This window comes from Desulfatibacillum alkenivorans DSM 16219 (assembly GCF_900142135.1).
GTDB lineage: Bacteria > Desulfobacterota > Desulfobacteria > Desulfobacterales > Desulfatibacillaceae > Desulfatibacillum > Desulfatibacillum alkenivorans.
This window is the reverse complement of sequence record NZ_FQZU01000044.1, coordinates 1-12,617: the sequence shown is the minus strand read 5'-3', so window position 1 is coordinate 12,617 and position 12,617 is coordinate 1. Positions and strand designations below refer to the sequence as shown.

The 12,617-nt window shown below is 52.8% G+C and carries 12 protein-coding genes; 3 read left to right on the top strand and 9 right to left on the bottom strand.

Features of this window, described 5'->3' with window-relative positions:
- The first annotated feature begins 16 nt into the window (after positions 1–16).
- From BUE18_RS23310 to BUE18_RS23300, 3 genes are read left to right on the top strand one after another with little or no spacing between them, the layout of a single operon-like run.
- Positions 17–841, top strand: coding sequence for a cytidylate kinase-like family protein (locus tag BUE18_RS23310; protein WP_073478566.1), 825 nt, complete (start codon positions 17–19; stop codon positions 839–841).
- A 27-nt stretch (positions 842–868) separates the two neighbouring features.
- The gene (locus BUE18_RS23305) at positions 869–1,273 is read left to right on the top strand and encodes a response regulator (protein ID WP_073478565.1); all 405 of its coding nucleotides are present in this window, start codon (positions 869–871) and stop codon (positions 1,271–1,273) included.
- Positions 1,233–2,858 carry a sensor histidine kinase gene (locus BUE18_RS23300; RefSeq protein WP_244549370.1) on the top strand — a complete coding sequence of 542 codons (1,626 nt, stop codon included), beginning with the start codon at positions 1,233–1,235 and terminating at the stop codon, positions 2,856–2,858. Before BUE18_RS23305 ends, BUE18_RS23300 begins: the two co-directional genes overlap by 41 nt.
- 46 nt (positions 2,859–2,904) lie before the next feature.
- Here the strand turns inward: BUE18_RS23300 and BUE18_RS23295 are convergent, their stop codons facing one another.
- The 9 genes from BUE18_RS23295 to tnpA form a co-directional block, all read right to left on the bottom strand.
- A complete protein-coding gene (locus BUE18_RS23295) occupies positions 2,905–3,597 on the bottom strand; it encodes a vitamin B12 dependent-methionine synthase activation domain-containing protein (RefSeq protein ID WP_170868444.1) in 693 nt (230 codons plus the stop codon).
- A gap of 5 nt (positions 3,598–3,602) precedes the next feature.
- A complete protein-coding gene (locus BUE18_RS23290) occupies positions 3,603–5,216 on the bottom strand; it encodes an ASKHA domain-containing protein (RefSeq protein ID WP_073478562.1) in 1,614 nt (537 codons plus the stop codon).
- Between the two features lie 14 nt (positions 5,217–5,230).
- Complete coding sequence (locus BUE18_RS23285) at positions 5,231–6,037, bottom strand: dihydropteroate synthase (protein WP_073478561.1); 807 nt, start codon at positions 6,035–6,037, stop codon at positions 5,231–5,233.
- A 3-nt stretch (positions 6,038–6,040) separates the two neighbouring features.
- Complete coding sequence (locus BUE18_RS23280) at positions 6,041–7,000, bottom strand: CobW family GTP-binding protein (protein WP_073478560.1); 960 nt, start codon at positions 6,998–7,000, stop codon at positions 6,041–6,043.
- On the bottom strand, positions 7,000–8,559 hold the full coding sequence (locus tag BUE18_RS23275; RefSeq protein WP_073478559.1) for a long-chain-fatty-acid--CoA ligase: 1,560 nt from the start codon (positions 8,557–8,559) through the stop codon (positions 7,000–7,002). Before BUE18_RS23275 ends, BUE18_RS23280 begins: the two co-directional genes overlap by 1 nt.
- Before the next feature lie 27 nt (positions 8,560–8,586).
- Positions 8,587–9,729 (bottom strand): uroporphyrinogen decarboxylase family protein, encoded by a 1,143-nt coding sequence (locus tag BUE18_RS23270; RefSeq protein WP_073478558.1) that lies wholly within the window; start codon positions 9,727–9,729, stop codon positions 8,587–8,589.
- Position 9,730: 1 nt separating this feature from the next.
- Complete coding sequence (locus BUE18_RS23265) at positions 9,731–10,363, bottom strand: cobalamin B12-binding domain-containing protein (protein WP_073478557.1); 633 nt, start codon at positions 10,361–10,363, stop codon at positions 9,731–9,733.
- A gap of 201 nt (positions 10,364–10,564) precedes the next feature.
- Positions 10,565–12,235, bottom strand: coding sequence for a sigma-54-dependent Fis family transcriptional regulator (locus BUE18_RS23260; RefSeq protein WP_073478556.1), 1,671 nt, complete (start codon positions 12,233–12,235; stop codon positions 10,565–10,567).
- A 129-nt stretch (positions 12,236–12,364) separates the two neighbouring features.
- Positions 12,365–12,617, bottom strand: a 253-nt coding sequence (gene tnpA, locus BUE18_RS23255; RefSeq protein ID WP_139264878.1) for an IS200/IS605 family transposase, incomplete at its 5' end; no start/stop codon positions are given.

Below are 12,617 nucleotides of genomic sequence, written 5' to 3'. Positions count from 1 at the left end.
AAATTAGGAGACAGCCATGGCAAGCATTATCATTTCTTCGGACTCTTCTTTAACGGCTGCACGCATTGCGGAAAAGATTGCAGAGAAAGGCGGTTTTTCGGTTGTAAACAGGGATATTCTACCGGAAACGGCCCAAAAGTACGATGTGGACGTAGCGCAGCTTAAAAAGGCCCTGGACAAACCAGCAGGCATATTCGGCATGCCGGCCAAGCTCAAAAAACAATGCATGACGTATATTCAGGCCGTTGCTTTAGAAAAACTCCTGCCGGACAACATCGTCTGCTATGGCCTTGGCGCCCACCTTTACGCCAAGGGAGTGTCCCACTTTTTCAAGGTGCGCGTACTCACACGGCCTGAGCAATTGATCAAAGAGCTGCACCCCGCAGGAACCGCGCCGGAAAACAAGGCTGAAAAAATTATCGCCAAGCATGAAAAAGCGAGAAACCGCTGGTCCCGGGACGTCTTCAAGCAGGACGAGTCCAACGCCGGCCTGTATGACCTGGTCATCAGCCTGAACCAGATCGAAGAGGAAGAAGCCGTAAAAATGATTCTGGAAACGGCCGCCTTAAGGCAATTTGAGCCCATGACCTATTCCATCAACTGCGTCAAGGAATTCCTCATGGCCGCCCAGGTCAAGGCCAAATTGGTGGAGCGCTTCCCCGACTGCCGCGTGAGGGTGGACGGAGAAAACACGGTCATCCACATCCAGGCGCTTAAAAGGAACGCAAAAAAATACTCGGCCGTGGCCAAGGAAGCGGCCCGTACAGTCCCGGGCGTCAAGCATGTGGAAGTGCACATCCTCACGGATTTTATCGGGCAAGCTGTAGAAAGCAACCGTTAGATTATATTATGCGAATAGGAGTATGCCATGTCTAATTTGGATGTTTTATTGCTGGACGATGAGCCCATAGTGGGTAAAAGGCTTAAGCCCGCTTTGGCCAAAGTCGGCTGCGAAGTGGAAGTGTTTCAAAACCCCGTGGAAGCCCTGAAACGCATCGATGAAAAGTTTTTTGACGTCGTAGTGACAGACATCAGCATGGCGGAAGTGGACGGCATGCAGGTCCTGGAGCACGTGGTGGCCAAGAATAACGCCACCAAAGTGATTATGATCACGGGCTTCGCCATGATGTCCCTGGCCAGGGAAGCCATGGAAAAGGGGGCTTTTGACTTTATCGCCAAACCCTTCAAACCCGACGATCTGAGAGCCATCATCGCCAGGGCTGCAGAAGCCCTTGGCAAGCCCATTGCATTTGAAGCAGGCGAAAGCGCCTAACGCCATGATCGAGGCCGCCCAGGAAAAAACCGAAGACGCCGCCGGCCAGGGAGCCGTCAACACTCGGCACGAGCGGGCCCGAGACTTCGAAGAAGCCAGAAAGGCTCTGCTCGCCCGGCCTGGTTTCTCCGTACGCGCCCAAATATACCTTGGCTTCGCCCTGGTGTTCCTTTTCACCCTCATCACGGTGATAGGCCTTTTAATGTCCATCTACGAGGTGGACCACAAAGTGCGCTTCCTGGAGACGGTCAATCAATATTTGATAGAAATCGAGCAGGCCAGGCGCTTTGAAAAAAACTATTTCCTGTACGGAACCAATCTCAAGGACGGCCTGGAGAACGTTTCCTCCGCCAATCGCATCCTGGACTCAAACAAGGAGCAAATCCTTTCCATCACAGGAGAAAACGTTTACAACCAGATGCTTTCCAACCTCAAGGAGTATGAGGTCCTAATAAACAGGCTGCTGGCTTTGGGCGACGCCTGGGACGGGTCCGAGGCGCACGCCAAGGAAGCTCTGACGGACGAAGTCAGGGAGCAGGGGCAAAACATGATTTCCCTGGCCGCGGAGCTGGCGCTCAAGGAAAGGCAGGCCCTCACCAAGACCATCAGCCGGGCCAGGCGCATGCACATTTACTTCCTTCTGGCGCTCCTGGCCATCATGACCGTGAACTCCTTTATCCTGGCCCGCAGGGTTCTTGATCGGATCGAACAGTACAAAACCTTCGCCCAACGCATCGCCTCGGGGGATTACACCCTGATCACGCCCAAACGGTCCTACCGGGATGAATTCACGGAACTGGCCCTGGCCGTCAACCAGATGGTCCTGGACGTGGAAGCGCGGGAGGAACTGCTCATCCAGTCCCACAAGCTGCGCGCCGTGGGCACCCTCACCGCAGGGGTGGCCCACGAATTGAACAACCCCATCAACAACATCATGATCACCGGCCACATGTTCCTGGAGGATTACGAATCCACGGACGATGAAGAGCGCATGGACATGATGAACGACGTGGTCAACGAAGCCAACCGGGCCAAGGCCATCATCGCCAACCTTCTGGATTTCGCCCGGGAAAGCGGCTCCCAACTGGCCCCCCTGGACGTGGCTGAAATGCTCAAGGACACCATCGCCCTGGCTTCCAACCGGCTCAAGCGATCCAAGATCAACATTGAATTTTCTTCCACGGATAAGCTGCCCCGGGTGCACGGGGACAGCCAGCAGCTCAGGCAGGTGTTTCTGAATCTGATTTTAAACGCCATTGACGCTTCCCAGTCGGGGGGAAACATCACGGTCACCGTCCTGCCTGCGGACGAACCCCATTACATCGCCGTCAAGGTCATCGACTACGGAACCGGCATTCCCAAACACATCCTGGGCTCGATTTTCGATCCGTTTTTCACCACCAAATCCCAGGGCAAAGGCACGGGCCTGGGCCTTTCCATGTCCCAGGGCATCATCACCAAGCACGGCGGGCAAATCCGCGTATTCAGCCAGGAAGGTCACGGAACCACCTTTACGGTCACCCTGCCCGTCACCACCTTCCCCGCCAAAATCACCGAGGAAACCCATATGTCGCCTTTGTATTAAAAATGCATGGGGAAGGGACGCCCAAGCCGCATCATCCGAGGTTTTCCTAAGGTCTTTTTCTGAACCGCCTGTCGTAGAGGCCCTGATCATAGTCCGCCCTGCGCTTGGGGCATCTCTTCCTATTGCAAAGCATGCAGGATTGAAAATTTGTTTCCGCGGGAAACATAATGCCGGAAATGGACTGGCGCGGAGTCATCATAAAGGAATCCAGCAGACGGACGCCTACTTCCCCCTCCACATCCCCCAAGAGGGAAAACAATGGCGCCTGTTCCTCCAGGGGCCAGTCGTCCAGACTGCCCGGGGTCATGACAACCGTTTTTTTCAATCCAAAAGTATGTGCCAGATCCTCCCTTGTGCGGGTAATGGCTGCTTGAAGAATTTTGTCCAGGATGCTTTCCATCCAAAAACGTTCAAGCATATTTGTGCAATCATGAGCAAGGGCTGCCGCTTCTTTGCCGCACGTTGCGATAAAAGGGAATATCCGGTGGACGTCCTCCAGCTGAACCGCCAACACCCGGCTTTTTAACAGGACGCCTTCCACAGTTGCCTGGTCATCTTCGACGCGTTCGACTTCCACCGGCCGGTATAGTCCCTTAGGCCTGCAATTTTTTTGCATATTTTCGAGAAGCTGCGTAAATTTTGCAACCATGGAGCTTCCCGCCTTGGAAATGCGCAGTTCTTCGATTATTTCCGGCGGGTTCAGGTCCAAATTAAAATCTTGGACAACTATCCGGTCCATGGGCATCATTTACCATTATAAGGAAAAAGGGTCTGGGATACAAACCGCTGCGTAAATTCAGCGTCATCAGCTAAATGGATATAATTTGCGCTCTCCTGAATTTTCTGAATAGCCGCTTGTTGGGTTTTATCAAGCAGAATCATAACCGCTCCCTGGCCTGCCAGATTCGGCCGAGTCTCCACCCTGCCTAACGCGGACAGTTCGGGGAACATTCCGATCTCCGCCGCCTTGCGCCAGTTAAATGCGTGGCCGAAAGCTCCAGTGAGGATGGTTCGATCCACTTGTTTGACGCCCGCTTTTTCCATGAGGCAGATAATCCCCGTGGCGACGGCCGCCTTGGCCAACTGGACCTGCCGGACGTCTTTCTGGGTAATATACACATCCACATCTCCGGATCTTCTCCGGCCATTAAGCAGGCTGACCCTGTCCGGCCAATCGCCGCCCTGGGGGATTAATCGGCCCGATGCCTCCACGAATCCGGCCTCCCGCAGGGCATGGACGGCTTCGATAACCCCCGAACCGCATATTCCCAGGGGAGGCGAATCGTTTCCCATGGTTTTAAAAGCAAATCTATTGCGCGCAGCGTCAAAAGAACAGGCGGAAACCGCGCCCTCGACCGCCCGCATACCGCATGAAATCAAGGCGCCTTCAAAAGCGGGGCCTGTCGCGCAACTGGCGGCATAGACATTTTCTCCACTTTTCAGGATCAATTCCCCGTTGGTGCCCACATCTACAATAAGGGTGGTTTCCCGCCGCTCCATCAGGCCGTCGGCCAGGGCGCAGGCCAGGATGTCCCCTCCGGCGAAACCGGATATAACAGGCGCGATATAGGCCCTGCACGTCTCGGATAAAGCCAGGCCAAAAAATCTTGCAGACCGGTCCATTGCCGCATGATTTTCCGGCTCATAGGGGCTCAGTGCCAGGGGAGTTGGGTCAATGCCAGCGAAAATGTGCTGCATGGCTGTGTTTCCCACCACGGCTAATGAGCCAATATTCCGCCTGCTTAATTGTTTTTGAGACTGGCCTGCGTTTACAATGCACTCATCGGCAAGACAATGGATTGCGTCAATTATGATGAATTTTAGTTCTTCCAGTCCGGCAGGGTCTGACGCGGCCTGGATGCGGCTCACAACGTCCTGTCCAAACCTGCGCTGGGGGTTGACGGAGGAAGCTGAAGCCAGGATGACGCCTTTTTGCAGGTCGCACAGATAGGCCGCCACATTGGTTGTTCCGATATCCACTGCCAGCCCCAGAGGCCCTGCATGCAGGTCCTGGTTGACTGTATACGGCCCCCGTGGAATGGATTTTCCCTGCGCCTGGCCCTGATCCAGGGAGTTTTCCGGCAGCCGGATCTTCATGTCCGTGTGGACCTGGATTTGACAGGCCAGTCGCCATCCCGCGTCTATCCGGTTTTCGGCAAGGAAGTCTTTTTCCAGGCCGACAGGCGATGACCGCTCCGGGTCATCCAAGATGATCTTGCATTTTCCGCAAATGCCCTTTCCTCCGCAGTCAGCCCGGATTGGGCAGCCATCTTTTAGAGCGTCCAGGAGGACGCTGCCGGGCTTGACCCTGATTTTTTCGCCGGAAGGAAGTAATGTAACGGTTTTGTAATTCACCATGCCCGCGCCTGTTCCTATGGTAATTTTCCGTCTCGAAACGCCTTGATATAATTCATTGAAAAGTTGTCTTTGCCTGCCAGAGCTTCCGCCGTAATGATATTGGCCATCATCCTTTTATCCAGGGGGTCCATGATGGCGCCGTCCAGCCCCCTGGCAACGGCCATGGTCATCAGGGTCTGGTTCATGAATTTCCTGGCCGGCATTCCGTATGAAATATTGGACAGGCCGCAAATGGTATGGATGCCGGGATATTCAGTCATGATCCGGTCCACGGCGTTCAGAAACTCCATGCCGAAAGCGGAGTTTGCCGCCAGGGCCTGGACCAGAGGGTCCACGTAAATGTTTTCAATGGGGATATCGTTTTTGACCAATTCGTTGATCAATACGTCAGCAATGGCCAAGCGCTGGTCCGCGGTTTCCGGCATGCTCTCGTCATTCATGCATAGGGCCACGACCTTTAGGTTGCTTCCTTTGATAAGGGGCATGACCTGATTAAACCGGGTTTTTTCCATAGAGATGGAATTGACCATGGGGGTCGAGCCTTGTTTTGTTTCCAAATAGGCTAATGCTGCCTCTATGGTTTCCGCGGTGGAACTGTCTATGCAAAAGGGCGTTTCCGAGACCCCAGACACGGCGTCAATCACCCATTTGAGGCTTTCCGCCTCGTTATCCATAAAAACGCCCGCATTGATATCAAGAAAGTCGGCGCCCGCATCAGCTTGATCCTTGGCAAGGGCTTGAATAGCTTGGGCGTCTCTCGCCTCCATGGCTTCTCGGACCGCTTTTCGCGTGGCGTTAATCAGCTCTCCGACTATAATCATTTTTTACACTCCTTTAATGAAGGCCAAGCCGAAAAGCTCCTCCAGCCCGGATGAATTTAACTCTTTTCCGATGAACACCAGTTTTCCCGTATCCATGGCTTCCGCGTTTTGAAAAAGGGTTTCGCCAGGTACGTAATCGTAATGCAGCCAACCGCCTTCCGGGGTTTGGAAAACCCCTTTGCCGCGAGCGATTTCCCCGTACCTGGCTTCCGTTGACAGCCTATGGACCGCTTTCCGGAACTGCTCCCGGGAGTAACGGACGGATGTAACGGCGCTCCACACCTTAAAGACTTCATCGGCATGGTGATGATGACAGAACGCCTCTTTCGCCAAAATGCTTTCCGTCGGCGAAATACATGCGGCTCCGGGTTTTTCTCCCAGGGAGACCATTTCTTCGCCGGTCAAATCCTCCCAGGAGCTTGTTACAACGGCCGCGTCGGGGTTGATCTCCTTAAGATGCTTGACGGTCTGATCAATGGCGTCCCCGGGAGCAAGCTGGGTCCGGCTCAGAAAGATTGTGCGCGCTTTTTGAATCTGATCCGTAAAAAATTCGCCGAACATTTTCGAATAAAGATTGTACCTTAGAGGATCGATAACCGCGACGATCATATTGATTTCTATCGGCTCCACTTTCCCCACGGCCTCAAGAGCTCTCAGCACGTCGGTCAGCTTTCCAACCCCGGTGGGCTCGACTATAATGCGGTCCGGCCGGACCTGGGAAATCAGCTGGCGAGCGGCGGAAACAAAGTCCCCGAACAAGGTACAGCAGATGCACCCACCGCTGATTTCCCTTAACGCCACACCCGATTCTGCGAACCTGCAGCCATCAATGCCGATTTCGCCGAACTCGTTTTCAATGATGGCCGTCTTGTCCGTCTTCAAGACGCTATCAAGGATTCGGTTGATCAGCGTTGTTTTTCCGGCACCCAGGACCCCGGATATGATGTCGATCTTCGTTGGCATCAGCCAGCCTGCTTCTTTAAGTTTTTCTTGAGGATTTTTCCGGTGGCGTTCATGGGAAGCGCCTCGGTGATCTCAACGATCCTTGGATATTTGTAGGACGCCATCTGCTCCTTGGACCATGCCGTGATTTCCTCCGGCGTGGCTGTTTGCCCTTTTTTCAGCACGATGTAAGCCTTGATTTCCTCTCCGTGTCTTTCATGAGGCTCGCCGACCACCGCAACCAGGGATACCGCTGGATGGGTCATGAGGACCTCTTCAATCTCCCGGGGATAAACGTTGAAGCCGCCGCGGATAATCATGTCCTTGACCCTGTCCACGATGTAGATGTAGCCGTCCTCGTCCATTCTCCCCAGGTCGCCGGTATGCAGCCAGTTCGTGCCGTTGAAGGCCCTTGCCGTTTCGTCGGGCTTCTTGTAATAGCCTTTCATGACGTTGTGCCCCTGGACGACAATTTCTCCCACCTCGCCGACGGGAACCTCCTGGTGCTTGTCATCGAAGATTTTTGCCTGCACACCCCAGACCGGAGTTCCCACGGAGCCGACTTTTCTTTCCTTACCTATATGGTTGAAAGAAACTGTCGGGGAGGTTTCCGTCAGGCCGTATCCTTCCAGAATGGCAATATTGTATTTTTCTTCGAATCCCCTGATGATTTCCACCGGCAGAGACGCCGCGCCAGCCACTCCGATCCGCAAAGCATTGGATATTTTTTCGAGGTCAAACCGGTTGTCCTTGTCCTCATAATTGAGAAGCTCCCAATACATGGTCGGCACCCCGATAAAGACGCTGACCTTTTCTTTTTGCATGGCCTCCAGGGCGGCCTCTGCCGAAAAACGGGGAACCAGGACAAGGGTGTTGCCCGTTGAGAATCCCGCGTTCATGTGTTCCGCCTGCCCGGCGGAGTGAAAAAGCGGTAAAAGAACCAGATGCACATCAGGCGCCTTAAGCTGAAGTCCCGAAACGAGCGTGAGGGTCTGCATGAGCAGGTTGCAGTGAGTCAGTTCAGCGCCCTTTGGGTGGCCGGTTGTTCCGGACGTATAAAGAATCACTGCCGTGTCGTCGGCATTCATCATGGCCGTTTCAAACACGGGGGACTGGCCGGCCATGAATTGCCCCAGAGTTTTAAGGCCTTCAATAGGCGAAGCAGCGGCCGGGTCGGCTGTGATGATAAACATCTCCTTACAATCGGGACTGTCCTGAAATCCTTTATACCCCTCTTCCGCCATGGGTAGTTCCGGGGATCCCTGGAAGCAGAAATAGGCCTTGGCGTCGCTGTCCGTCAGATGGTAGGCAATTTCCCGGCCTTTAAGCAGCACGCTCAAGGGGACGACAACCGCTCCCGCTTTGAGAACGCCGTAGTAAACAATGGGAAAGTAAGGCAGGTTGGGGCAGCTTAAGGCAACTTTGTCTCCCTTTTGAATTCCCGCCTCAACCAGGCCGTTGGCAATCTGATTTGCCATGGCATTGACAGCCTGGTAGCTCAGTCTCATGTCGCCTAAAACAACCGCCGCCTTATCCGGATATTCTTTTACGGTGCACTCTAAAACCGATGCTAAGTTCATGTTTGTCTCCTCCTGAAGGGTTTTCGTTTAATAAAAGCTGGTTTTCGCCGCGTTCAGCATGGCCAGAAAGTTTTCCCTTTTCGTGTCAATGGGGGTTTCACAGCCGGAAGCCAAAATATACGCCCCATCCCGGCCAACTTCCCGGATCATCTTCCTGCAGTACTCATCCACGTCTTCGGCCGTGCCCAGACTCAGAAGGCTGGCGGGAACGTCGCCCTTGATGCAGCAATGATCGCCCATGATTTCCCTGGCGTTGATCAAGTCTGTGGTGCTGTCCAATTCCAGGATAAAAGAGTGTTTAGGAAGATTCTTTTTGAAGGACGGCAGGTTCTTGGTCCAGTCCGTATCCAGATGAAAGTTGGTTATGATGCCTTCCGCAAACCAGGCTTCGATGATTTCCTTTACATAATTCATCCAGAATTTTTCGAAGATATCCAGGGGGTAGTGATAGGCCGAGCCCCTTTCGCAGACCAGAAAATTGATCTTTCTGTCCGAATGTTTGGCAGCCTTCAGCCCTTGCTCTATGATGTCGTCGGTCATCCGGCGCAGGGCGTTATGGATTTTTTCCGGCTTGTAATAGAGGTCTTCGGTAAAGCGGATCAGGGAGCGCCCCAGGCTCAGGGTGAAGAAGGGCACAATGTCGCCGAAGGTGTAATAAAGGTTCACATCCCTCTGCTCCCAAAGCGTCTTTGCTTTCATGATGGTTTTGACGACCTGCTTTTTCGCCTCGTGCAGGCTTTCAGGGGTGTAATTGGAAATCCTAAAAATCACTTCGTCGTCAAAAAACTTCCGGTAGCCCAACTCCGCGATGCGGTCGTAGTCATCGTAGAAAAGGACTTCCCTTTCATGCAGCTGAATGACATAGTCATCGGGCGTGTCCGTCCCCGGCTCCTTGACCTCCATGGGATAGCGTGCGGCCAGGTTCCAGTACTTTCTGTCAAAGCCGACTCCGCTGCCCCAGATCGCGTCCCATCCGCCCACGTCATCAAAAGTTTTGAGCATGGCCTCCAAGCCGGCGTTGTCAATGTCCCGGTAATAGTCGCCCTGGGACATCCCTTGAAAGGTGGCGCCATAGGGCCCGTAAACAGGAATCACCGGGACCCTGTCGGATTTCTCGCCATTGGCAGCCGCCCAGACTCTTTCCCATCTTGTCATTGTCTCCTTCGGCATATCAATTTCCCTCCATCACGGAAACACAGTAGTTCACCCCTTCGTTGGCGTCCAAAGTCTGAAAATCCGCGCCGACGAACTCCCTGGCCTTGTCCGTGGTAATGCCGCCGCCGATCATTACTTTCAGCTTGTCCCTCAGGTTATTTTCAACCAGCAGGTCCACGGTTTGCTTCATCACCTGGATGTTGGGCGTCAACAAGGACGAAAACCCCACGAAGTCCGGCTTTACTTCCTTCACTTTTTCCACCAGGGCGCCGACGGGCACATCCACGCCCAGATTGTGAACTTCAAAGCCCCGAGCTTCCAGCAGGGTCACCACGATATCCTTCCCCAGATCGTGGATGTCTCCCTGCAAGGTAGCCATGATGACCGTTCCCTTTTTTTCCTGGGATGCCTCCTGTGTCATATGGGGTTTGATGATTTTCATCACTTCCTTGAAAATTTCCCCGGAAAGCATCAGCTCCGCGAGAAAGGCTTCACCAGCCTGGAATTTGTCGCCTACCACGGTCATCCCGTTGCGGCATTCCTCCAGGATCCGCAGGACGTCCTCCCCGTTATCCAGTCTTTTTTGCACTTCCTGCATTACAGAGTCTTTCTCCAGTTTTTCAACGGCTTCAGCCAGGTTCACCGACATGTTGTTCCTCCTTTAGTGCGGATGGTATTTTCGCAGAGAACTCATTCCTGACCGGGATATATTGGAAGAACTGTGCCGGAAGGGATTTTTTTGCAAGAAACTTTTATATAGTCTTGATATTATTTATTATTTTTGTTTCAAAAGGGCTGTAAAGCTGGAGCGTTGGCTGCTTGTATTCCTGAAATAAAAGGGATTTCCTGATTATTGAGGGGCTTTGTTCGGGCGGTGGACGCCCAGCTTTTTCATGCGGGATTCCAGGGTCTTGGGGTTGATGTCCAGGAGTTTGGCTGCCCCGTCGCTGCCGCTGAGCCGCCATCCCGTGTTTTCCAGAACATCGATAATGTGCCTGCGCTGGACGTCGTCCAAAGTGAGAACCTCCTTGGAATCTCCCGGGGAAGAGACTAACCGGGGCACGGACAAGGTGGATGTGCTGCTGATAATAATGGCTCGTTCAATCACGTTCTGCAATTCCCTGACGTTGCCCGGCCAGGGCTGTCTTTTCAGCATTTCCATGCTTTTTTGGGGAATGGTGTCTATTTTCCTCCCCATTTGCCTGGAAATTGTCTTAACAAATTCCCGAACAAGCAAGGGTATGTCTTCCGGCCGTTTGCGCAAGGGCGGGACGGTAATGGGGAAGACGTTAAGGCGATAAAACAGGTCCTCGCGGAAAGATCCTTTGGAAATTTCTTCGGCTAAATTTTTATTGGTGGCGGCAATCACTCGAACATCAACCTTCATGCTGGAGGCGCCGCCCAGTCTTTCAAAAGTTCCCTGCTGGAGAACCCGCAGCAGTTTAGCCTGCATTTCCAAAGAAAGCGAATCGATTTCATCCAGAAAAATTGTGGAGCCATGGGCGGTTTCAAATCGTCCGATTCGTCTGGACAATGCGCCTGTAAAGGCGCCTTTTTCGTGCCCGAAGAGTTCGCTCTCTACAAGATTCGGGGGCAGTGCAGCGCAATTCAGGATAACCATGGCCCTGTTTTTCCGCTTGCTTAATCTATGGACGGCGTGGGCGACCAACTCTTTCCCTGTGCCTGTTTCCCCGGTTATCAGGACCGTGGAGTCTGTTTCGGCCACTTGCTCGACCAGTTTCAGGACCCGAATAATGGCCCTGCTTTTTCCTACTATATCAGGATGGCTTTGTTTCAAGCCGATTTCCTCCTTTAAATAGAGGTTTTCCGCCTGAAGCTGCTTGTTAAGCTCCTGAAGTTTGACTTCCGCCCGATGCCGGTTGATGCTGTTGGCGACCATTTCCCCAAAAAGACGCAGTCTTTGGACAAGCCCTTCGCTCCAGGTGCGCGGCTGGGAAAAGGAGTAGCAAATCACGGAGCCCATGACGGCGTCCCCGACTTTCAGGGGAACGCCAAGAACGGCTTTGAACCCGTACTTAATGCAGCTTGCCCGGTCAATTTCAGCCTCCGGGGGGATATCATGGGGCAGGTTTGTAAAAACGATGACTTCGCCTGCGTCCATCATTTTTTTTGCATAAGGAAAGGTGTTGCTGAGTTTTTGCGGGAAAAGGAATGGATGATTATCCCTTCTATACCCATAACGTGATTTTGTTTCGGAAGCGCTGGACTTTTCCAGAATCACAACCTGATCCACATCCAAAAAATCGGCCATGAGCTTCAAACCGAGCTCAATGGGCTTTTGAATATCCGTTTGCGTGCACCCAATCAATTGCGTGGATATTTCAGAAAGCAGGCGTTCAAACCGCAGAAGCTCTTCGTCTTGACTCTGATGAGACCGAAGCCTTTCCAGCTCATTTTTAAGTTCTCGGTTCTGTTTTTCTAGTTCGGAAGGATTCATGACCGTTCTCTGGACGTTTTTTAAAGGAATGACGATTGCATGGGGATCATACAATAAAGCCATCGTCTTGTCCAACAGGACTTTCAGAGCTAAATGGAATATGAACTGCTATTTTTACTAAACAACCACCGACTAAAGTCGGAGGGTTTTCTTTAAGTGCTGAAAGCACGGATACGGGTCAAAGACCCGTCGCTAACTTTCTGTTTTGAAATTATCATCGGGATTGGGTTCAAAATGATGCTCCAGGTAATTCTTGATCATTTCATCGGTAACTTGGCCTGCGGTTACGCAAAAATATCCCCGCGCCCAAAAATGCCGACCCCAATACCGCTTTTTCAAATGGGGAAACTCTTCAAACAACTTTGTCGCGCTTCGCCCTTTTATCCTTCGCATTATCTCACTGGGGGCCATTGTGGGTGGCGCAGACACAAAAATGTGGACATGA

What these genes read in the sequence shown, in the direction of transcription:
- BUE18_RS23310 (WP_073478566.1), top strand. Translation starts at nt 17, where the DNA reads ATGGCAAGCATTATCATTTCTTCGGACTCTTCTTTAACGGCTGCACGC.
- BUE18_RS23305 (WP_073478565.1), top strand. Translation starts at nt 869, where the DNA reads ATGTCTAATTTGGATGTTTTATTGCTGGACGATGAGCCCATAGTGGGT.
- BUE18_RS23295 (WP_170868444.1), bottom strand. Translation starts at nt 3,597, where the DNA reads ATGGACCGGATAGTTGTCCAAGATTTTAATTTGGACCTGAACCCGCCG.
- BUE18_RS23290 (WP_073478562.1), bottom strand. Translation starts at nt 5,216, where the DNA reads ATGGTGAATTACAAAACCGTTACATTACTTCCTTCCGGCGAAAAAATC.
- BUE18_RS23285 (WP_073478561.1), bottom strand. Translation starts at nt 6,037, where the DNA reads ATGATTATAGTCGGAGAGCTGATTAACGCCACGCGAAAAGCGGTCCGA.
- BUE18_RS23280 (WP_073478560.1), bottom strand. Translation starts at nt 7,000, where the DNA reads ATGCCAACGAAGATCGACATCATATCCGGGGTCCTGGGTGCCGGAAAA.
- BUE18_RS23275 (WP_073478559.1), bottom strand. Translation starts at nt 8,559, where the DNA reads ATGAACTTAGCATCGGTTTTAGAGTGCACCGTAAAAGAATATCCGGAT.
- BUE18_RS23270 (WP_073478558.1), bottom strand. Translation starts at nt 9,729, where the DNA reads ATGCCGAAGGAGACAATGACAAGATGGGAAAGAGTCTGGGCGGCTGCC.
- BUE18_RS23265 (WP_073478557.1), bottom strand. Translation starts at nt 10,363, where the DNA reads ATGTCGGTGAACCTGGCTGAAGCCGTTGAAAAACTGGAGAAAGACTCT.
- BUE18_RS23260 (WP_073478556.1), bottom strand. Translation starts at nt 12,235, where the DNA reads ATGGCTTTATTGTATGATCCCCATGCAATCGTCATTCCTTTAAAAAAC.